Consider the following 22,525-nt stretch of genomic DNA (forward strand, 5'->3'; position numbering starts at 1 on the left):
CCCAGTACCTCCGTGGGCGCAATACCACAAGACCCTGGCGCGACAGCCCGACAGCGCCGATCAGTTCCGACGCCGATGCCCACCCGAACGACGCGCACGCCGCGCGAACCAGCGCCCGTCGACCCGGTCCAGCGCGATGGCCTGACTGAACGCCTTGCTCAGATTGTCTGCCGTGAGCACGTCCTCGAGCAATCCCTGACCGACCACCTCACCCTCCTTGAGCAGCAGCGCATGAGTAAACCCCGGCGGTATCTCCTCGACGTGGTGGGTCACCAGGACCATGGCAGGCGCATCCGGATCGGCGGCCAGGTCACCGAGCCGTTCGACGAGTTCCTCACGTCCACCGAGGTCCAGACCCGCGGCCGGTTCGTCGAGCAGGAGCAGTTCCGGATCGGTCATCAGGGCACGGGCGATGAGCACCCGCTTGCGTTCACCCTCGGAGAGAGTGCCGTAGGTGCGGTCGGAAAGGTGTTCGGCGCCAAGGGTTTCCAGCATGTCGACGGCGCGTTCGGTGTCGATGTCGTCGTAGCGTTCGCGCCAGCGGCCGAGCACCGCGTACCCGGCCGACACCACCAGGTCGCTGACCTTCTCGTCGACGGGGATGCGGCTGGCCACGGCCGCCGAGGACAGGCCGATGCGTGGGCGTAATTCGGTGACGTCGACGCGACCGAGGGTCTCGCCCAACAGGTTCGCCGTCCCGGCGGTCGGATGGACCTCGGCGGCAGCCATTCTCAGCAGTGAGGTCTTACCGGCACCGTTGGGGCCGAGGACCACCCAGCGTTCGTCGAGTTCGACCTGCCAGGTGACCGGGCCGACGAGCGTTCGGCCCGAGCGGCGGATGGTGACGTCGGAGAAGTCGATGAGCAGATCTGGATCGGGTTGCGACACGCGCTCCATCTTGGCCCACGGGAGCCCTCAGCGGAACGACCGGCCCGGGTGGGATTCGTCGGTTCGGTGCCGCGCCGCTTCGCGCGACGCGCCGAGGTCGCTGCGCAGCATCCGGGCGGCGAGGAACGACACCGGCACCGCGAGTGCGACCCAGACGATCAGGATCACGGCGATTGTCGTCATCATGGCGGAACCTCCGTGTGTCTCTCGCTGCGGACGGGTATCCGATAGGTCTTACCCACACAATGCTGCCGGTACACCCGAACATCGCGACGACGCGCGCGAACCGCAACGACAGCCGTCCGATTCGCTCGCGCGTGTCGGACGTCTCACGGCACGGCGATCACCGTCATCGAGCCCGGGGCCACCTCGGTGAAGCCCGCGTCACGCACGGCGACAGCACGTCCCGCAGATACCCGCGCGACGAGTTCGGACCATTGCCGCGGGTCGGCATCGCGCACGGCGCAGCGGAATTCGCGTTCGACCCAGGCGGCGGCCGCTTCGACCGGCATGGCGCCGGCCAGCAGCATGCTCGCGTGTCCCACCTGCGCGGCGGCCTTGCCCACCGACATCCGCAGCGCGCTGTTCACCCACAGCACGGGCAGGTCGGGGTCGGGTGGGCCCGGTTCGTCGTGTTCGAGGTCGGTTCCGCCGATCTGGAGTTTGCGGATGCGTGGGTCGATCGCGCCGACGGGGCCGGGGACGAATGCCCGCGCCTGCGCACCGTCGATGTCGACGGTCACGCCGTCGACATCGTTGGCCGCCAGCCATTGCGCACCGCGCGCCCGGCGGGCCACCTTCCTGATCCGCGAGCGTTTCCACGCCAGGTACCGCGCCCCCCATTCGCCGCCCGGCCCGGAACGCGGGTCGAGACACACCGCGACCGCGGCGGCGGCAGCGGCGGCCAGTAGCGCACTGCGCGCGGGTGGTTCGGCCTTGGGGATGTGCAGCACCATCTGCATCGCCTGCACCATGGCCGGGTCGTCGGGGTCGCCGGTGCCGCCGTAACCCTGCGCCAATTCCGCGTGCCGCACAGCGAATTCGGCCGCTTCGTCGCGGACCTCCACCTCGGTATCCCCACCGCTCAGTTCCGCGCTACCCACACCACACCCGATTCGATCGACACCACACGTGCGAACCAGCGTAGCGAGCCGTGCGCGTTAGGAGACCTCGACCGTCACCAGGAAGGTGCTCTCCGGCCGGACCGGCGGCTCCTCGAGCTGCCCGTAGGTGAACTCGACCGTCGTCGTCCCCTCGGCGACCGCGCGCAACGGCCACACCGTCGTCCGGCCCTCGGCCACGGGTTCCTCGGCGACCAGGATGCCCTCGTCGAGATTCACCGGCTCCCATTCCTGGTCCGAGTCGGCGGCCTGGGGCAGCCGGACCCGCAGTTCCTGACCCACATCGAGGGTCACCGTGCGACCGGCGGCCGACTGGTCGACGGTGACCGCCGGTTTCGCGACCGCCGGAGCGGTGCTCGGCAGGGTGAGCGTCGTCGATCCGATGCTGTCGGGGATCGGTTCGTCGTCGCCGCAGCCGGTGAGCAGACCGGCCACGGCGAGCGGGACGAGCAGGAATTTGCGCACGGACTCTCCCAACGCCGAAGTTCTTTCTGCGCTGGGATTACCCGCCGTGCCCGGAACTAACGGCCGAGCAGCGGAACTCGGCGGACACCGCCGTCGCGGGCGTCGGCCGCTTCGACCTCGTCACGCGTCACACCGAGGATGAACAGCACCGCGTCCAGGTACGGGTGCGACAGCGCCGTATCGGCCACCTCGCGCAGCGCGGGCTTGGCGTTGAACGCCACACCGAGCCCGGCCGCGTTGAGCATGTCGATGTCGTTGGCGCCGTCACCCACGGCGACGGTCTGCTCCATCGGCACGCCCGCGTCGGCGGCGAACTTGCGCAGCGCGGTCGCCTTGAACGCGCGGTCGACGATCTCGCCGGTCACCCGCCCGGTGAGTTTGCCGTCGATGATCTCGAGGGTGTTGGCCTGTACGAAGTCGAGTTCCAGCTCGTGCGCGAGCGGCTCGATGACCTGCCGGAACCCGCCGGAGACCACACCACAGCGGAACCCGAGCCTGCGTAGCGTGCGGATGGTGGTGCGCGCGCCCGGGGTGAGTTCGATGCGGTCGGCGACCTCCTCGATCACCGATTCGTCGAGCCCCTCGAGGGTGGCCACGCGCTGCCGCAGCGACTCGGCGAAGTCGAGTTCACCGCGCATCGCGGCCTCGGTGACCTCGCGAACCTGCTCCTCGACGCCCGCGTGCGCGGCGAGCATCTCGATGACCTCGCCCTGGATGAGGGTGGAGTCCACGTCGAACACGATGAGCCGCTTGGCGCGCCGCGCCAGGCCCGCGCGTTCCACGGCGATGTCGACCTGTTCGGCGACGGCCACATCGGCAAGCGCGGTGCGCAGTCGCGCATCGGTGTCGGCGCCGGAGTCGGCCGCCGACACCATGAGCTCCATGCCGGTCACCGGGTAGTCGGCGATGCCGCGGATGGTGTCGATATTGGCGCCGAGCCCGGCGAGCAGCCGCGAGATCGCGCTGAAGGCGTGCGCGGTGACCGGCGAACCGAGCACGACGACGGCGTGGGTCGACATCGGCGGCTTGCCGATCTGCGCGTCGACCGACACGTCGACCTGCATGCCGACGGTGTTCATCGCCTCTTCGAGCTCGTCCTGCAGCGCCTCGGGGTCGTTCGGGCACGAGACCAGCACGCCGAGGGTGAGTCGGCCCCGGATGACCACCTGCTCCACGTCCAGCAGGCTCACCTGATGCCGCGAGAGCGCCGCCAGCAGCACCGAGGTGACGCCGGGTCGGTCGGGGCCGGTGACGGTCACGAGAACTGTGGTGTCGGCCAAGTCGATCTGCTCCGTTCGTTTACCCACAAAAAGAGTGTGCACCCGCTGGTCACCCAGCAGGTGCACACCCTGGTCGTTCGGTGGTTCCTTGCTACTTCGTCAGCACGGGTTCGTCGGCGTGGGCGTTGTGCTTGCCCGAGCCCCAACCCACGTGCGCCTCGCGCTTCATGCGCTCGATCATGTGCGGGTAGTGCAGCTCGAACGCCGGACGCTCCGAGCGGATGCGCGGCAGCTCGTAGAAGTTGTGGCGCGGCGGCGGGCAGGTGGTTGCCCACTCGAGCGAGTTGCCGTAACCCCACGGGTCGTCCACGGTGACGACCTCACCGTAGCGGTAGCTCTTGAAGGTGTTCCACACGAACGGCAGCATCGAGGCGCCGAGGATGAACGCGCCGATGGTGGAGATGGTGTTCAGCGTGGTGAAGCCGTCGCTCGGCAGGTAGTCGGCGTAGCGACGCGGCATGCCCTCGGCGCCCAGCCAGTGCTGCACCAGGAAGGTGGTGTGGAAGCCGATGAAGGTGGCCCAGAAGTGCCACTTGGCCAGACGCTCGTCCATCATGCGGCCGGTCATCTTCGGGAACCAGAAGTAGATACCGGCGAAGGTCGCGAACACGATGGTGCCGAAGAGCACGTAGTGGAAGTGCGCGACGACGAAGTACGAGTCGGTGACGTGGAAGTCCAGCGGCGGCGAGGCGAGGATGACGCCGGACAGACCACCGAAGAGGAAGGTCACCAGGAAGCCGATCGACCACAGCATCGGTGATTCGAACGTCAGCTGACCGCGCCACATGGTGCCGATCCAGTTGAAGAACTTCACACCGGTCGGGACCGCGATGAGGAAGGTCATGAACGAGAAGTACGGCAGCAGCACGGCGCCGGTGGCGTACATGTGGTGCGCCCACACGGCGATGGACAGCGCGGCGATACCGAGGGTCGCGTAGACCAGCGTGGTGTAACCGAAGATCGGCTTACGGCTGAAGACCGGGAAGATCTCGGAGACGATGCCGAAGAACGGCAGCGCGATGATGTACACCTCGGGGTGGCCGAAGAACCAGAACAGGTGCTGGTAGAGCAGGATGCCGCCGGTGGCCGGGTCGTAGATGTGGCCGCCCAGGTGGCGGTCGTAGGCCAGGCCGAACAGGGCCGCGGTGAGCAGCGGGAACGCCAGCAGCACGAGCACCGAGGTGACCGCGATGTTCCAGGTGAAGATCGGCATGCGGAACATGGTCATACCGGGCGCGCGCAGGCAGACCACGGTGGTGAGCATGTTGACGCCACCGAGGATGGTGCCCAGACCGGAGACGGCGAGACCCAGAATCCACAGGTCGGTGCCGACACCGGGCGAGTGCAGGATGTCGGTGAGCGGCACGTACGCCGTCCAGCCGAAGTCCGCGGCGCCACCGGGGGTCACGAAGCCCGCGGTCGCCATGGTCGCGCCGAACAGGTACAGCCAGTAGCTGAACGCGTTCAGGCGCGGGAAGGCGACGTCGGGGGCGCCGATCTGCAGCGGCAGGATGATGTTGGCGAAGCCGAACACGATCGCGGTCGCGTAGAACAGCAGCATGATCGTGCCGTGCATGGTGAACAGCTGGTTGAACTGCTCCGGCGACAGGAACTGCAGACCCGGACGGGCGAGCTCGCCACGCATGAGCAGCGCCATGAGGCCGCCGATCATGAAGTAGCTGATCGCCGTCACCAGGTACATGGTGCCGAGCACCTTGGGGTCGGTGGTGGTGACCGCCTTGTAGAGGAACGAGCCCTTCGGCCCGGTCCGAGCCGGATACGGTCGAGTCGCTTCCAACTGAGGGACTGGCCTGGGCTCTACCGCAGTCACTGATCCTCCTGAAGATGCCTGTACGTCACTCGCAGAGCCGACCGCGCCTCGTACAAGGGCAGCAGACATGCGTTGAAGTGATCGTAAACCGTGCGGCCGCAGCATTCCGCGCGGGTCCTACTCTGTGTCGTATTCAGCGCGCCGTAGGCGCCGCTCGCCATCTTCCTCCGCAGGTCGCGCGGGTGCAACGGTTGGCGGGGACAACCTTTCAGGTTCCGGCGCGTCTCGTGCGCGACCGATCCGGTTCACCCACCTTGGGGTGGTATTCGATCCCCCTCGGAGTGCGCGCCCCACCGCTGGGGTCGCTGTCGGCGGGGTCCCTGGGCGACGAGATTGGAGGTGTACCGAAAACACCGCTGACAAGCCCTCGAGGGGAACACGATGAGCACCTTGGTCACCGCACCCGCCGACAACGTCATCCAGCTGCCGCGCCGCTCGAGCGCACCGATCGCCGACGGCCGACTCGCCGACGCCGACCTGGACCGCTGGGCGAACCGCCTGGCCCGGCTCCTGCTCGGCCGTGGTGCGGGCGCGGGCGACCGGATCGCCCTCGCGGTCGATCCACGGGTGGAGGCCGTCGTCGCCGAGGCCGCGGTGCGCAAGATCGGCGCCGTCCCGGTGAGTGCCGAGGAGCAGTCGGACACGGGTTTCGGGATCACCACCAGGTCTCGCCGCGGCGAACTCTCCGACACCGTCGACTGGCTGGTGCTCGACGATCGGTCGACCCTGCGGCGCTATCTGGTGAGCTCGGACGCCCCGCTGTCCGGCATCGATCTGCGCGCGGTCTCCTGAACCCATTCCGGTCTGGTCCCCACAGGTTCAGAATGGAACCCAGAGCGCAGTACCAAGCGGTCGGGGACACCGGGCTCCACGTATGAAAACGCAGGTCAGCTCATGATCCAGCCTTCTTCGCGAGCGTCCGACACCGCGCCCGAAGATCCTTTCCCCCTGTCCGCCGCCCAGCGCGGCATCTGGTTCGCCCAGCACATCGCGGGCGACACCCCCATCTCCATCGCCCAGTACGTCGAACTCAGCGGCGCGATCGACCACGCGCTGCTGACCGCGGCCGTGCGGCAAACCGGTCGCGAGTTCGGCACCGGTTTCGTGCGCCTGGTCGACATCGACGGACAACCCCATCAACTCGTCGACCCGACCCTGGACGCCGACATCGCCGAACTGGATCTGCGCGGCGAGCCCGACCCGGAAGCGGCCGCGCACGCCTGGATGCGCGCCGAGTACTCCGCGCCGCTGGACATGACGCGCGACCGTCTGGTCCGCCTGGCGATGCTGCGGATCGCCGAGGATCGCTGGTTCTGGTACTCGCGGATGCATCACATCGTGCTCGACGGAATGGGCGCCCTGGCGCTGGTCCAGCGCACCGGCGAGCTGTACAACGCCGCCTTCGAGGGCCGTGAGCCCCCGCCGGCCAAGGCCGAGCCGTTGCAGCGGATCGTCGAGGCCGACCTGGCCTACCGGAGCTCGGACCGTTTCGCGACCGACCGTGAGTACTGGCGCACCCATCTGGCCGATCTGCCGGACCCGGTCACCCTCGCCGGTCGGGCCGCCGAGGTCGACAGTCATCCCACCCGGGTCGCGGGCGCGCTGCCCGCCGAGACGAGCGCCCTCCTGGATTCGGTCGCCGCGGGGATCAATTCGGGCGTCGCCCCGACGGTGGTCGCCGCCTTCGGCGCCTATCTCGCGGCGATGACCGGTGCGCCCGAAGTGGTGCTGAGCCTGCCGGTGTCCGCGCGGACCTCCGCGACGCTGCGCCGCTCGGGCGGCATGCTGGCCAATGTCGTCCCGCTGCGGGTCGCTCTCGACCCGACCACCACGGTGGGCGCGGCGATCCTCGCCGTGCAGAGCGAGCTCACCGGGGCGTTGCGACGGCAGCGGTACCGCCAGGAGGACATCATCCGCGATCTCGGTTGGTCGATGGACGAGGCGGTGTCGTTCGGACCGGCGGTGAACCTGATGATGGTGGACACCAAGATCGCGCTCGGCCCGGTCGTCGGTCGCCTGCATGTGCTCACCTCCGGCCTGATCGACGATCTGTTCGTCAACCTGTATCCGGGGATGGGTGGAGACAGCACCCATATCGATCTCCAGGGCAACGGCAACCTCTACAGTCCCGCGGAGCTGGCCGCGCATCACGACCGTTTCCTGCGTTTCCTGCATCGTTTCCTCGCCGCGGGCCCCGAGGCGCCGCTGTCGTCGGTCCACGTGCTCGCCGATGCCGAGCAGGCCGTGTCGGTGCCCGCGCGCGGTGCCGCCGGGGTCGAACAGCGCACGCTGCCCGAGATCCTCGCCGCGGGCGCTGCGATCGATCCCGACGCGGTGGCGCTGCGCTGGGGCGTGGACGACACGATGACCTACCGCGAGCTCGACGACTACACGAATCGGCTGGCCCGCGTACTCATCGCGGCCGGTGCCGGACCGGAACACGGTGTGGCGCTGTCGATTCCACGATCGGCCGAATCGGTGCTCGCCACGATCGCGGTCGCCAAGTCGGGCGCTCCCTTCGTCCCGATCGATCCGACCTACCCGGACGACCGGATCGAGCACATGCTCGACGACAGCGCGGTGGTCACCGGCCTGACGGTGACCCAGGCACGAAAGTCCTTGCCCGACAAGGTCGACTGGCTCTGCCTCGACGACGAAGCCACCACCGGCCGCGTTGCCGCGCAGGAGGCCACCACGATCACCGACGCCGACCGGACCGCCTCGATCCACCCCGATCAGGTCGCCTACGTCATCTACACCTCGGGCTCGACCGGATTGCCCAAGGGCGTGCTCGTCTCGCATCGCGGGCTGGCGAATCTCGCCGCCGGATCGGGAGCGGGTTTCGGTGTCGACGCGGGTTCGGTTGTCGCGCACGCTGTTTCCCCGAGTTTCGACATCTCGGTGGAGGAGATCCTGGTGACACTGGCGGCCGGGGCCACCCTCGCTGTGGTGCCGCCGTCGGCCTACGCGGGCGACGACATGGCGCAGGTCTTGCGCGCGCACCGCGTGACCCATCTGAACGTGACCCCGGCGGTCGTCGGCTCCCTCGACCCGGCGACGCTGCCCGACCTGGGCACCATCGTGGTCGGCGGCGACGCCTGCCCACCCGAGCTGGTGTCGAAGTGGGCCGGGCGCAGGCTGCTCAACGGGTACGGCCCGACCGAGACGACGGTCACCGCCACGCTGAGCGAACCGCTGACTCCGGGCGGCCCGGTCACCATCGGTGGCCTCGCCCGTGGGGTGAACGGGCTGGTACTCGATCCGTGGCTGCGGCCGGTCGCACCGGGCACCGTGGGCGAGCTGTATCTGTCGGGCCCCGGAGTGGCGCGCGGTTACCACCGGCGCAGCGGGCTGACCGCGAGCCGCTTCGTCGCCGATCCGTATGCGCCCGGAGCGCGTATGTACCGCACGGGCGATCTGGTGCGCTGGACCGCCGACGACGGCCGGTTCACGCTGGAATACCAGGGCCGCAGTGACTTCCAGGTGAAGGTGCGTGGATACCGGATCGAACTCGGTGAGATCGACGCAGCGCTGCAACGGCTGCCCGCCGTCGATTTCGCCATCACCCTCGGTGTCGAGACACCGTCCGGCGCGACCGCTCTGGCCTCCTACATCACTGTCGAACCCGGTGCCGATGTCCATCCCGAGGCGGTGAAAGCCGCTGTCGGCGAGACTCTTCCGGCGTATATGGTGCCCGCATCGGTGATCGTGCTCGACCTGGTTCCGCTCACTCCGCTCGGCAAGGTGGACCGCAAGGCCCTGCCCGCACCGGATTTCGGCGCCCGCGTCGTCGCGAGCAGAGCGCCGTCCACACCGCGTGAGGAAGTCCTCGCCGCCCTGTTCGCCGAGGTGCTCGGGATGGATACGGTCGGGGTGGACGACAGCTTCTTCGCCCTCGGTGGTGACAGCATCGTGTCCATTCAGCTGGTCTCCCGGGCGAAGGCGGCGGGGATCGCGTTCAGCGCCCGTGACGTGTTCGAACGCAAGACCGTGGCCGCGCTGGCCGCGATCGCGGGCGACACCGAGGCCACCGTGGTGCACGAGCTGCCCGGCGGCGGTGTCGGCGCGGTGGAGCTCACACCCATCGTGCACGCCATGATCGAGCACGGTGAGCCGTGGGGTCGCTACGGTCAGGCCGTCCTGATCGGGCTGCCCGACGGCACCTGCCGTGAGACGCTCGTCGCGGCGCTCGGGGTGTTGCTCGATCATCATGATCTGCTGCGCAGCTCGTTGCGCGACGGGGAATGGGTTGTCGCCGAGGCAGGTTCGATCGACGCCGACAGCCTCGTCGAGGTGATGCGGTCGGAATCCGACGATGTTGTCGACCGCGCGTTGCAGGACGCGGCGAACCTGCTCGATCCCGCGTCCGGTGTCGTGGTGCGATGCGTGCTGATCGAACGCGCGGATGCCGCTCCGCTGTGCTGGCTCGTGCTGCACCACCTGGTCACCGACGGGGTGTCCTGGCGAATCCTGCTGCCCGACTTGGCGATCGCCGCAGCCGGTGGCACGCCCGCTCCGGTCGGGACCTCGTTCCGGCGGTGGGCGCACGGTCAGGCGGAACAGGCGGCGCTGCGTGTCGGTGAGCTGCCCGTCTGGCAGCGGATAGCGGCCACCCCCGACCCGGCGTTCGGCCGCGACACCTTCGATCCGGCCCGCGATGTGGTCGCCACCATGGCGCAGCTGCGATCGACCGTCCCCGCCGAGGTCGCGCACGCGGTGCTCACCACCGTTCCCGAGCGATTCCATTGCGGCGCGGACGATGTGCTGCTCGCCGCGCTCACCATGGCGGTGTGCCGCTGGCGTGCGCGCACGGGCACCCTGCTGACCCTGGAAGGGCACGGCCGCAGCGAATCCCTGCTGCCCGGTGCTGCCGATATCGGCCGCACCGTCGGCTGGTTCACCACCGTCTATCCCGTCGCGATCGACCTCGCGGGCATCGACCTGGACGACGCGTTCGCGGGCGGCGGTTCGGCGGGCTCGGTCGTCAAGGCGACCAAGGAGCAGATGCGCGCCGTCCCCGACCGGGGCGTCGGCTACGGACTGCTGCGGTACCTGAACAGCGAGACGGCACCGGCCCTGGCGGACGCGCCGATACCCCAGCTCAGCTTCAACTATCTGGGCCGGGCGGTCACCGGCGAGGGCCCCTGGCTGCCGCGCCGCTTCGCCGCGACCAACGATGATCGCGCGCCCCTGGCCGCCGTCGTGGATGTCAACGCCGTGCTCACCGACGCTGAGCTGGAGGTCACCTGGGCATACGCGGGCAGGTTGCTCGACGAGGCCGACGTGCGGGCACTGAGCGAACTGTGGGCACAGGCACTCGACGCGCTGGTCGACCATGCGCGCACTGATGGGGCAGGTGGGCGCACACCGTCGGATTTCGCTCTCGTCGCGGTCGATCAGTCCCAGATCGACAGCTGGGAGGCGACCTATCCGAATCTCGCCGATGTGTGGCCGCTTTCGCCGCTGCAGTACGGGCTGCTGTTCCACGCGCTCTACGACTCCGACACCGCCGACGGCTACACCGTCCAGTCCTTGCTGACCCTCGTCGGCACCGTCGACAGCGCCCGCCTGCGCCGCGCGGCTCAGGCGTTGGTCGACCGGCACGAGAACCTGCGGGCGGCGTTCGTCGAAACCGCCGACGGACCACGTCAACTCGTCCTCGCCGATGCCGAGATCCAGTGGAACGACATCGATCTCACTGACATCGCCGAGGAGCAGCGGGCGCGCGAGCTCGACCGGGTGGTCGAACTGGACGCGCTCACCCGATTCGACCTCACCCGTCCCCCACTGCTGCGGTTCACCCTGATCACGACGGCACCCGACACGTACCGCCTCGTGATGACCAACCACCACCTGGTGCTCGACGGCTGGTCGACGCCCCTGCTGGTCCGGGAACTGCTCGCCCTCTACGTCACCGCGGGCGACGCGTCACCGCTGCCGCCCCCTCGGTCCTACCGCGAATTCCTGTCCTGGCTCGCGGAGCGCGACGCCCAGGAATCGCTCGACGCGTGGACGCGGTCGCTGGCCGGGATCGACACCCCGACGCGCGCGGTCCCCACCCTGGCCGGGATCGAGTCGACCGAAACCGCGATGATCTCGCGCGACCTGCCACGGACCACCGTGGCCACCCTCGAATCCGCCGCACGCGCCGCCGGTGCCACGGTGAACACCCTCGTCCAGACGAGCTGGGCGCTGGTACTCACCATGCTCACCGGCCGCACCGACGTGGTGTTCGGCAGCACCGTGTCCGGTCGGCCGCCGGAGCTGTCCGGCGTCGAGGAGATGGTCGGCCTGTTCATCAACACGCTTCCGGTGCGGGTGACGCTCGACCCCGGTGAGCGGGTCGCCGATCTCCTGGCGCGGGTGCAGGCCGAGCAGGCGCGCCTGATGGACCATCAGCACGTCGGGCTGGCGGAGATCCATCGCGCTGTCGGCCTGGCCGAATTGTTCGACACACTCACGGTTTTCGAGTCCTATCCGATCGACCGGGCGGCATTGTCGCAGGCCCTCGACATCGCCGGGATGCGTGTACTCGATGTGGAGGGCACCGACGCCACGCCGTACCCGCTGAACCTCATGGTGATTCCGCTGCGCGGCGAGGACGACGCGGGCGACACCTTGCGCATCACCGTCAAATTCATGGCCGATCAACTCGAACACACTGTGGCACAGTCTCTTCTGGATCGGTTCATTCGGCTCCTGGGTGCGCTCGCCGAGAATCCGGATATCCCGGTGGCCCGCCTGCAACATTGCGACGACGACGAAAGAGCTTTGCTGGCCCCGGTATACGGTGCCCCCGCGCTGCCGATGCGCACCCTGCCCGAGGTACTGACTGCGGGCGCCCGCATCGACCCCGCCGCGATCGCGGTCAGTTCGGGCGACCTGCGGATGACCTACGGTGAACTCGACGCCTGGTCGAACCGGTTCGCGCGGGTCCTGCTCGGCCGTGGCATCGGGCCCGAGGTGTTCGTCGTGCTCGCCCTGACCCGATCCCTGGAATCGGTGGTGGCGGTGTGGGCGCTGGCCAAGACGGGCGCGGCGTTCGTCCCGCTGGACCCCAGCTACCCGGTGGAGCGGATCGAGCACATGCTCGCCGATTCCGAGGCACCCATCGGTGTCACCGTCACCGAGACCGGCGAGACCCTGCCGGGATCCATCGACTGGCTGCTGCTCGACGACCTGAACACCCTGCGCCGGGCCATGCTGGTGTCGGACGCGCCGATCACCGATGCCGAACGCGGCGGACCCCTCGACATCGACCACACCGCCTACCTGATCTACACCTCCGGATCGACCGGCAAACCGAAGGCGGTCCTGCTCAGCCATCGCGGTCTCGCCAATCTCGTCACCGCCCAGCGCGAAACGCTCGCTCTCGACCCGTCGGCGAGCGCGTTGCAGGTGGCCTCCCCCAGCTTCGACGCGTCGGTCTTCGAGATGCTCACCGCGCACGCGGCGGGCGGACGGCTCGTGGTGTCCCCGCCGGAGGTGTACGGCGGCAGCGAGCTGGAGACATTGCTGCGCACCGAACGCGTCACCCACGCGGTGATCACCCCGTCGGCGCTGGCCACGATGGAACCCACCGATCTCACCGACCTGCGGGTACTCGCGGTGGCGGGCGAAGCAGCCACCCCCGAGCTCATCGAGAAGTGGGCCGCCGGCAGGCGCATGGTGAACCTGTACGGGCCGACCGAGTTCAGTATCTGGGCGACCGGTCCCGCCGAACTCGTGGCCGGTGCACCGGTCACCATCGGTGGGCCGATTCGCGGTGCGGCGGTGGTGGTGCTCGACAGCTGGTTGCGGCCGGTCCCGGTCGGTATCGCCGGTGAGCTGTACCTGTCGGGCCCCGCGCTGGCCCGCGGTTACTTCAACCGCTTCGAGATGACCGCCGGTCGCTTCGTCGCCGATCCGTTCGGCGCACCCGGTGAGCGCATGTACCGGACCGGCGACATGGTGCGCTGGGTGACCGACGCGGACGGCCGGCTCACCCTGGAGTACCTGGGCCGCAGCGACTTCCAGGTGAAGATCCGCGGTCTGCGCATCGAGCTCGGCGAGATCGACGCGGTGCTCTCGCGCGACGAGGAAGTCGACTACGCGGTCACCATCGGGCGCGAAGGACCGGCGGGCGCGACCGTGCTCGTGTCCTATGTGCTGCCGGTCCCGCACGTCGAACTCGATTCCGAGCGGTTGCGGGCACGCGTCGCGGCGGAACTGCCCGGTTACATGGTGCCTGCGTACATCGTCGTGCTCGACGACATCCCGCTCACACCGGTCGGCAAGCTGGATCGCAAAGCCCTTCCGGTACCGGACTTCTCGGCGGCCCGGCAGGCGTATCTTGCGCCGCGCACGCCCGTCGAACAGTCCGTCGCCGAAGTTTTCGCCGAGGTGCTCGGCAGCGAGCGGGTGAGCGTCGATCAGTCGTTCTTCGAGCTCGGCGGCAATTCGCTGAGCGCGACCAAGGTGGTGGCGCGGGTCAATGCGGCGCTCGGCTCGACCATCGCCCTGCGCGATCTGTTCGACGCGCCGACGGTGGCGCAGCTGTCGGCGCGGGTGGTTCCTGCCGCCGAGGGCAGCGAAGGACGTCCCGCGCTCGCGCCACGGGTGCGCCCGGATCGCCTTCCGCTGTCCCCGGCCCAGCAGCGCATGTGGGTGCTCAACCAGCTCGATCCGGCCTCGTCGGCCTACAACATCGCGATCGCGCTCCGCCTCACCGGCACCCTGGACGTCGCGGCCATGCGCGCGGCCCTCATCGACGTGATCGACCGTCAGGAAAGCCTGCGCACCCGCTACCCCGCCGACGCCGAGGGCCCACGCCAGGTCGTCGTCGGTATCGACACCACTACGCCGGTCATGCCGCTCATCGAGACCGAAGACGGTGCCGCACTGCGTGATCGGATCAACGAGCTGGCCGGCACGGGGTTCGACCTCACCCGCGAGGCGCCCCTGCGCGTCGGGCTGTTCGCGGTTCGTCCCGCCGCCGTGAACCGTGATCGGGACACCGAACTGGTCGACAGGGCGCGGTCGGACTCGTCTCCGGCCATACCACAGCGCCCTTCTGCGCACCCGCAGCGTGCCGGAGCCGACCGTCCGCCCGCGTCTGCCCGGCCCTCGGGCAACGAAACCGCTCATGGTGTGACCGACCATGTCCCTGATGGTGTGACCGACCATGTCCTGGTTCTCGTGGTGCACCACATCAGCGCCGACGGTGCGTCGATGGCGCCCTTGGCCGCCGATCTGGTCGCCGCGTATTCGGCGCGGGTCGCGGGTGCGGCACCGGCGCGACCGCCGCTCGCGGTGCAGTACGCGGACTTCGCGCTCTGGCATCGTGAGCTGCTCGGCTCCATTACGGAACCGGAATCGCTTGCTGCCCAGCAGATCCGGTATTGGCGCGAAACGCTCGCCGGTGCGCCGGATGCGCTGGAACTCCCCTCGGACCGGCCACGACCGGCCGTGCAGACGATGCGCAGCGACGACGTGGACTTCGGTATCGACGAGCAGACACACCGCGCGCTGATCGACTTCGCCGCCGCCCACCATGTGAGCGTCTTCATGGTGGTGCACGCGGCGCTGGCGGTCCTGCTGGCCCGGCTCGGCGGCACCGACGACGTGGTCATCGGCACCCCGATCGCCGGCCGGGGCGACGCGGCCCTCGACGACCTGGTCGGGATGTTCGTGAACACCCTCGCCCTGCGCACACCGGTCGACCCCGGCACCGATTTCCGGCAGCTGCTCGCCACCGTCCGCGCCACCGATCTCGACGCCTTCGCCCATGCCGACGTGCCGTTCGAGCAACTCGTCCAAGCCCTCGACCCCACCCGGTCCACCGCGCATCACCCGCTGTTCCAGGTGTCGCTGTCCCTACAGAACTTCGTGGAGCCGGTCCTCGAGCTGCCCGGCCTGCGCTTCGAGGTCGAGGATTTCGACCGGCGCTCCTCGGCCTTCGACCTCACCCTCGACCTGCGCGAACGCTTCACCGACGCCGGTGCGGCAGGCATCGACGGCGTCCTCACCTACGCGACGGACCTGTTCGACCCCGCCACCGTCACTTCGTTCGCCGCCCGCTGGAGGCAGGTCCTCACCACCGTCCTCACCGCCCCCGACACGCGCCTGTCCGACATCGACATCCTCGCCGAATCCGAACGCGCCGAACTGGTTCCGGTGCTCGGGCCCGCCACCGCCGGAACAACCACCCTTGCCCAGCTGCTCACCACCACAGCGACCACCTACCCCGACCGTGCCGCCTTGGTCGCCCGCACCGGCGGCACGACGACCTACCGCACTCTCGATGCCCGCTCGAACCAGCTGGCCCGGCTGCTCATCGCGGCGGGCGCGCGCACGGAAACCGTTGTCGCCCTCGGCCTTCCGCGCTGCCCCGAACTGCATCTCGGCATCTGGGCCTCGGCGAAGGCGGGCGCGGCGTTCCTGCCGGTCGATCCGAAACATCCGGTGGATCGCATCGAGCACATGCTCACCGATTCCGGTGCGCGGATCGGGATCACGACCGCCGAGTACCGGCCGGCACTGTCGGACGCCACCCGCTGGCTGATCCTCGACGACCCGGACTTCGCCGCGCGCCTGGACAACGCCGACGACAGCACGCTCGAAGACCTCCCGGCGCCGATCAGGGTCGAGAACCCGGCCTGGATGATCTATACCTCCGGGTCGACCGGCACCCCGAAGGGCGTCACCGTCACCCACCGAGGCCTGGCCGATCTGGTCACCTCCCAGCGCACCGATCTGCGGCTGGACGAGCAGGCCCGCGTCTTGCAGGTCGCCTCACCGAGTTTCGACGCCTCGATCTTCGAGGCACTGATGGCCTTCGGCTGCGGCGCCGCCTCCGTCATCGCCCCGCCGGACGTGTTCGGCGGCGCACCCCTGGCCGAACTCATCGCGGCCGAGGGTGTGACCCACATGGTGATCACCCCCTCGGCACTGTCCACCATCGATCCCGCCGGAGTGTCGAGTGTGCGGGTCCTCGCGGTGGCAGGCGAAGCGGTCGGTCCCGACCTGGTCGCGCGGTGGTGCGGTGGCACCGCCGGGCGGACGATGGTCAACCTGTACGGCCCGACCGAATACACCATCTGGGCAACGGGTTCCGGCCCGCTCTCGGCGACGGAGCCGGTCACCATCGGCACTCCGGTGCGTGGTGCGGCGGCGCTCGTCCTCGACGACCGGCTGAGCCCGGTACCGGTCGGTGTAGCGGGTGAGCTCTACCTCGCGGGCACCGCACTGGCGCGCGGCTACCACGCCCGGCCGGGGCTGACGGCGGCCAGGTTCGTCGCCGACCCGTTCGGCGCGCCCGGTGACCTGCTCTATCGCACCGGCGATCTGGTGCGCTGGACCCGTGGCGCGTCCGGGCTCGCCCTGGAGTACCTGGGCCGCACCGACTTCCAGGTGAAAGTGCGTGGTCAGCGCATCGAACTCGGCGAGATCGATGCGGTTCTCAGCGGCATCGACGGGGTGGAAGTCGCTGTGACACTGGGTGTTCCCGGTCCCACCGGAGCCACCGCGCTCGCCGCCTACCTGGTGCGCGTGCCCGGCACCGAGCTGGACGTCGACCGCGTCCGCGCCCTGGCGGCCGACACCCTGCCCGCGTACATGGTGCCCGCCGCCTTCATCGTCCTGGACGAGATCCCGGTCAACGCCGTCGGCAAACTCGATCGAAAGGCGCTGCCCGCACCGGTTTTCGTCACCGACGAGGCGCCCTATCGAGCACCGCAGACCCCGACCGAGAAGGTGCTGGCCGAGGTGTACGCCGAGCTGCTCGGCCGCGATCAGGTGGGTGTCGACGATTCCTTCTTCGCGCTCGGTGGCGACAGCATCCTCGCAATCCAGCTGGTGACCCAGGCCAAGCTGCGCGGTGTGCACTGCACGCCCCTGCAGGTGTTCGAACACCGCACGGTTGCCGCGCTCGGCGCCGCGATCGACGCCGCCGACACCGTCGAAGCGCTCGCCGAACTTCCCGGCGGCGGCACCGGCGACCTCCCGCTGACCCCGATCGTGCGGTACATGGTCGAACGCGGCGGGAACTTCGACCGGTTCGCCCAGACGGCGGTCCTCGAACTGCCCGTCGGCATCGACCGGGCCGCGCTCGTCGCCACGCTCACGGCCGTCATCGACCGGCACGACATGCTCCGATCGCGGCTGTGGGCGAGCGCGGACGGCTGGCGGCTGCGGGTCGCCGAACCGGGGTCGGTGAACGTCGACGCACTGGTGCACCGCACTGTGTTCGACTCCGCCGCCGACCCGGTCGACCTGAGGGAATTCGCGCAGACCGAACTCGACACCGCGATGAACCGGCTGCGTCCCGCCGATGGTGTCGTGCTGCAATTCGTGTGGCTCGACCCCGTCGGCGACGCCGGGTCGCACACCCGGCCCGGTCGACTGATCGTGGTGGCCCATCATCTCGCGATCGACAGCGTGTCGTGGCGAATCCTGGTGCAGGACTTGATCGCCGCCTGGGCGCAGGTCGACGCGGGCGCCACGCCGGTGCTACCCGAGATCGGCACCTCGATGCGGCGCTGGGCGCACGCCCTCACCGAGCAGGCGAACTCCGAACGGCGCGAATCCGAACTCGACTACTGGCAACAGGTGGTGAACGGTCCCGACCCACTGCTCGGCACACGACACCTCGATCCGGCGATCGATCAGGCACGCACCGTGCGCCGTTTCGGCATCGAGGTCGACGAGGACACCACAGCGGCCCTGCTCACCACCCTGCCCCGGCTGTTCCAGGGGACGGTCACCGACGCGCTGCTGGCCACCCTCGCACTGGCCCTGGTGCGGTGGCGCCTGCGCCGCGGCGTCACCGAACGTTCGGCGCTGCTGCGGCTGGAAGGCCACGGCAGGCAGGAGGAGATCGTGCCGGGCGCCGACCTGTCGCGAACCATCGGCTGGTTCACCACCCTGTACCCGGTCCGACTCGATCTCGCCGAGGTCGACGTCGACGAGGCGTTCGCGGGCGGTCCCGCGATGGGTGCGGCCATCCGGGCGGTGAAGCACGACCTGCTGTCGGTGCCGGACAAAGGCATCGGCTTCGGGATGCTGCGGTACCTGAATCCAACAGCCGCGCAACAACTCCCGGCCCGGCTTCCCGGCCAGATCTGCCTGAACTACCTGGGCAGGCACACCTCCGTGGAAACCCCCGCGGGTCTCGAAGGACTCGGGTGGCTACCCACCGACGCGCTCGGCGACCTGGACGCATCCGAACACCAGGACGTGCCGATCATGTCGGCCGTCGACATCAACGCGATGGTCACGGGCGAATGCCTGCACGCCGAATTCGGCTACGCCGCAGAACTACTTGCCGAGGAAGACGTCACCGAGCTCGCCGACCTGTGGGCCGACGCACTGCGCGCGGCCGCGCGCTTCGCCGAAACACCCGCCGCCCGAACCGCTTCGGCCGACGAAGCCGCCGCGATGACCGCCCGCACCGCACCCACCAAGGCAGGACCGGCGGGCCTCGGCCTCGACGTCCTGCTGCCGATCCGACCCGGCGGCGACCGCCCCGCCCTGTTCTGCGTCCACTCCTCCTCCGGAATGTCGTGGAGCTACCTGGGACTGGCCGAGCAGCTACGCCCGGGACGACCGATCTACGGGCTGCAAGCGCCCGATCTCAGCGGCCGGGAACCATCGGCTCGGTCCATCGAGGAATTCGCCCGCCGCTACGTGCGCGAGATCCGCGCCGTCCAGCCGACCGGCCCGTATCACCTGCTCGGCTGGTCCTTCGGCGGCCTCATCGCCCACGCCATGGCGGTCGAATTGGCTACCGCGGGTGAGCGAGTCGGGGTGGTCGCGCTCCTGGACACCGACACCGCCGACATCGACGGTGACACCATCGAACGCCTCTCACCCGGTGCGTTCATCAACACCTTCGGGGCGATCTTCGGCATCGACGACGTCCCCGCCACCTCGACGGCCGAGGAGGCGGCCGACCTCATCACCGCCCGGCTCGGCGGCGTCGAACTCATCGATGCCGCGACCATCGAGCGGATGGCGGGCTCCTACAACGCCTCCGCGGGGACCAGAACCGGCTACCGGCGCCCCGTCTACCAGGGCGATGTCCTGTACTTCAGCGCCACCGTCGACCCCGCCGAATGGATGGGACCCGACGGATGGCGGCCCTACGTGACCGGCGACATCGTCAACCACGACGTCGACGTGTCCCACGACGACCTGACCAACCCCTACGCACTGTCGGTCATCGCGCCGGTGCTCGACGACCACATGGAAGCAGGAGACCGGATATGAGTGTCGAACACACTGCCGTACAGAGCCCTGCGCGCACCGGCACCGGTGGCGTCGTCGTCGAGGGGATCGAGAAATCCTTCGGGGAGGTGCGCGCCCTGCGCGGCATCGACTTCGAGGCCGCGCCCGGGCAGGTGCTCGGCATCCTCGGCCCCAACGGCGCGGGCAAGACGACCATGGTGAACATCCTGTCCACCCTCGTCATGCCCGACCGCGGCCGGGCGACGGTCGCAGGCCACGATGTCGTCGCCGACCCGGCCGCGGTGCGCAAACGGATCATGCTCACCGGTCAGTACGCCGCGCTCGACGACATGCTCAGCGGCTACGAGAACCTGGTGATGTTCGGCAGGCTGATGGGTCTGCGCAAACCGGCCGCCCGCGCCCGGGCGACCGAACTCATCGGCGAATTCGACCTCGACCAGGCCGCCGACCGACGCGTCGGCACCTACTCGGGCGGCATGCGGCGCCGCATCGACATCGCCTGCGGCCTGGTGGTGCGGCCCGACGTGGTGTTCCTCGACGAGCCGACCACCGGTCTCGACCCCCGCAGCAGGCAGGGCGTCTGGGATCTGGTGCGCAGCTTCAAGAACGCGGGCATCACCACCCTGCTCACCACCCAGTACCTGGAGGAGGCCGACGCCCTCAGCGACCGGATCATCGTGATCGACCACGGTGTGGTGATCGCCTCGGGCACCGCCGACGAGCTCAAGCACCGCACCGGCGGCAGCTACTGCGAGATCGTGCCGCTGGATCTGGAGGAACTGCCCGCGATCGTCACGGCGCTCGGCACATTGCTCCCCGCCGAGCACCTGGCGGCCCTCACCCCGGAGTCGGACCGCATCACCATCCCCGCCCCCGACGGTGCGAAAACGCTCGCCGAAGCCCTGCGGCGACTCGACAACGCCGGGCTCGAACTCGTCGACATCGCCCTGCGACGGCCCTCGCTCGACGACGTCTTCCTCCAGCTCACCGGTCACCTCGCCTCGACCGAATCCACCCCGCAGGTGATCTCATGACCGCCACCACCTGGCAGACGCACTGGCGCGCCGCCCCGAACACGCTGCAGCAGTGGTGGGTACTGACCACCCGGCTGATCGTGCCGTCGGTCAAATCCGGTGAGGTGCTCGCCTCGCTGCTGGCACCCGCCGCCTTCACCGCGAGCTTCTACATTCCGTTGAAGACGGTGATGTCGTTCTCCGGCAACGGTTTCAGCAGTTACGCCCAGTACATGATGCCGCTGGTCATCTTGCAGGCGGCGGCATTCACGGCCATCTCGGCCGCGTTCCGATCGGCCACCGATTCCGTCGCCGGGATCGACCGGCGATTCGCCTCGATGCCACTGCGACCCCTGGTCCCGGTGGCGGCACGCATGTCGGGCAATCTGTTCCGGCTGCTGCTGTCGCTGGCCGCGGCGATCGCGGCAGGTTATGTGATCGGGTTCCGGTTCCGGCTCGACGCCGCGCACACCCTCGGGTTCCTGGCGTTCTCGCTGCTCATCGGCATCGCGTTCACCCTGGGCGCCGACGTGATCGGCACGCTGTCCAAAAGCCCGGAGACCACCTCGCAGGCGCTGATGCTGCCGCCGTTGATCTTCGGCATGCTCTCGACGGGCCTGGCACCGGCCGACCAATTTCCCACCTGGGTCCAGTGGTTCGTGCGCAATCAGCCCGTCTCGCAGTTCGCGACGGGGCTACGCGCGCTCGCCGGTGACACCAAGGCCGCCACCGGTGCGGTGAGCTGGTCGCTGATGGGCCCGTCGCTGCTGTGGCTGGCCGCGATCCTGCTGATCTGCGTCCCGGCGGCGATCCGGCTGAGTTCGAGGAGGGCGTGATGACATCGCAGTCGGAGACCTCACCGGTGGCGCTGGTGCGGCAGACGACGATCCAGACCCAGCGGCTGCTGCTGCGTTGGGTCCGCAATCCGATCACCGTGCTCGAGGCGTTGTTCATCCCGTGCCTGCTGCTCGTGATGCTCGACATCGTTGTCGGCGGCCAGATCGAGCGGTTCACCGGGGAGAACGCGCTGTCCAGCTCGGTCCCGATGGTCGCGATCGTCGGCGCACTGTCCGGTGCCGTGGCGAGCGGGGTACTGCTCGGCCGCGAGCGCGACGCCGGGCTGCTCGCCCGATTCTGGGTGCTGCCCGTGCACCGGGCCTCCGGCCTGGCCTCCCGCATCCTCGCCGAGGGATGCCGCATCCTGCTCGGCACCGTCACCGTGGTGATCGTCGGGCTGCTGCTCGGCTTCCGATTCCAGCAGGGACCGCTGGCGGCGCTCGTCTTCCTGCTGGTGCCGGTGGTTTTCGGGTTGGCCTTCGCCACCATCGTCACCGCCGTGGCCGTCTACACGGCGAAGTCCTCGCTGGTGGAGGGGATCACCATCCTCACTTCGCTGATGATGTTCTTCAGTACCGGGTTCGTTCCGCTGGTCGCATTTCCCACGTGGATCCAGCCGCTCGTCCGCAATCAGCCGATGTCGGTCGCCGTCGATGCCATGCGTGGCCTCGCCGACCACGGGCCCGTCGCTCGCCCGCTGCTGCTCACCCTCGCCTGGTCGGCCGGTGCCATCCTGCTGTTCGCCGTGCCCGCCGCCATCGGCTTCCGACGGGCCAGCCGCCGCTGAGCAGGGCCCGATCGGTTACCGGGCGGGCCTCCGCAGGACGCGACGGTTGATGGCGATGACTTTTCCCGCTGCGGCGC

General features: G+C 69.2%; 11 protein-coding genes. 5 read left to right on the plus strand and 6 right to left on the minus strand.

Going from position 1 to position 22,525, the window contains the following annotated elements; all coding sequences use genetic code 11:
* Positions 1-60: 60 nt before the first annotated feature.
* From NCO8_RS05695 to ctaD, 6 genes are all read right to left on the minus strand, one after another.
* Positions 61-897, minus strand: a complete 837-nt coding sequence (locus NCO8_RS05695) for an ABC transporter ATP-binding protein (protein ID WP_067493152.1) — start codon at positions 895-897, stop codon at positions 61-63.
* Between the two features lie 18 nt (positions 898-915).
* Positions 916-1,074 carry a hypothetical protein gene (locus tag NCO8_RS31110; RefSeq protein ID WP_157104673.1) on the minus strand — a complete coding sequence of 53 codons (159 nt, stop codon included), beginning with the start codon at positions 1,072-1,074 and terminating at the stop codon, positions 916-918.
* 143 nt (positions 1,075-1,217) lie between these two features.
* Positions 1,218-1,991, minus strand: coding sequence for a peptidyl-tRNA hydrolase (locus NCO8_RS05700; RefSeq protein ID WP_084456626.1), 774 nt, complete (start codon positions 1,989-1,991; stop codon positions 1,218-1,220).
* Between the two features lie 57 nt (positions 1,992-2,048).
* Positions 2,049-2,474, minus strand: a complete 426-nt coding sequence (locus NCO8_RS05705; protein WP_067493150.1) for a protease inhibitor I42 family protein — start codon at positions 2,472-2,474, stop codon at positions 2,049-2,051.
* 56 nt (positions 2,475-2,530) lie between these two features.
* The gene (serB, locus tag NCO8_RS05710) at positions 2,531-3,760 is read right to left on the minus strand and encodes a phosphoserine phosphatase SerB (RefSeq protein ID WP_133733910.1); all 1,230 of its coding nucleotides are present in this window, start codon (positions 3,758-3,760) and stop codon (positions 2,531-2,533) included.
* A gap of 85 nt (positions 3,761-3,845) precedes the next feature.
* A complete protein-coding gene (gene ctaD / locus NCO8_RS05715) occupies positions 3,846-5,585 on the minus strand; it encodes an aa3-type cytochrome oxidase subunit I (RefSeq protein WP_067493148.1) in 1,740 nt (579 codons plus the stop codon).
* Between the two features lie 381 nt (positions 5,586-5,966).
* Here ctaD and NCO8_RS05720 point away from each other — a divergent pair, with 381 nt between their 5' ends.
* From NCO8_RS05720 to NCO8_RS05740, 5 genes are all read left to right on the plus strand, one after another.
* A complete protein-coding gene (locus NCO8_RS05720) occupies positions 5,967-6,377 on the plus strand; it encodes an AMP-binding protein (protein WP_067637020.1) in 411 nt (136 codons plus the stop codon).
* Positions 6,378-6,479: 102 nt separating this feature from the next.
* A complete protein-coding gene (locus tag NCO8_RS05725; RefSeq protein ID WP_067637022.1) occupies positions 6,480-19,832 on the plus strand; it encodes a non-ribosomal peptide synthetase in 13,353 nt (4,450 codons plus the stop codon).
* Positions 19,829-20,845 (plus strand): daunorubicin/doxorubicin resistance ABC transporter ATP-binding protein DrrA, encoded by a 1,017-nt coding sequence (locus NCO8_RS05730; protein WP_067637024.1) that lies wholly within the window; start codon positions 19,829-19,831, stop codon positions 20,843-20,845. The genes NCO8_RS05725 and NCO8_RS05730 overlap by 4 nt, the downstream gene beginning before the upstream one ends.
* Positions 20,842-21,660 (plus strand): ABC transporter permease, encoded by an 819-nt coding sequence (locus tag NCO8_RS05735; protein ID WP_067637026.1) that lies wholly within the window; start codon positions 20,842-20,844, stop codon positions 21,658-21,660. The genes NCO8_RS05730 and NCO8_RS05735 overlap by 4 nt, the downstream gene beginning before the upstream one ends.
* On the plus strand, positions 21,660-22,448 hold the full coding sequence (locus NCO8_RS05740) for an ABC transporter permease (protein WP_067637027.1): 789 nt from the start codon (positions 21,660-21,662) through the stop codon (positions 22,446-22,448). The genes NCO8_RS05735 and NCO8_RS05740 overlap by 1 nt, the downstream gene beginning before the upstream one ends.
* The last annotated feature ends 77 nt before the right edge of the window (positions 22,449-22,525 follow it).

This window comes from Nocardia coubleae NBRC 108252 (assembly GCF_001612805.1).
Lineage (GTDB): Bacteria > Actinomycetota > Actinomycetes > Mycobacteriales > Mycobacteriaceae > Nocardia > Nocardia coubleae.

Bases quoted from the DNA above. Each gene is read 5' to 3' on its own strand.
- NCO8_RS05695 (WP_067493152.1), bottom strand. From the start codon at position 897: ATGGAGCGCGTGTCGCAACCCGATCCAGATCTGCTCATCGACTTCTCC.
- NCO8_RS31110 (WP_157104673.1), bottom strand. From the start codon at position 1,074: ATGATGACGACAATCGCCGTGATCCTGATCGTCTGGGTCGCACTCGCG.
- NCO8_RS05720 (WP_067637020.1), top strand. From the start codon at position 5,967: ATGAGCACCTTGGTCACCGCACCCGCCGACAACGTCATCCAGCTGCCG.
- NCO8_RS05725 (WP_067637022.1), top strand. From the start codon at position 6,480: ATGATCCAGCCTTCTTCGCGAGCGTCCGACACCGCGCCCGAAGATCCT.
- NCO8_RS05730 (WP_067637024.1), top strand. From the start codon at position 19,829: ATGAGTGTCGAACACACTGCCGTACAGAGCCCTGCGCGCACCGGCACC.
- NCO8_RS05735 (WP_067637026.1), top strand. From the start codon at position 20,842: ATGACCGCCACCACCTGGCAGACGCACTGGCGCGCCGCCCCGAACACG.
- NCO8_RS05740 (WP_067637027.1), top strand. From the start codon at position 21,660: ATGACATCGCAGTCGGAGACCTCACCGGTGGCGCTGGTGCGGCAGACG.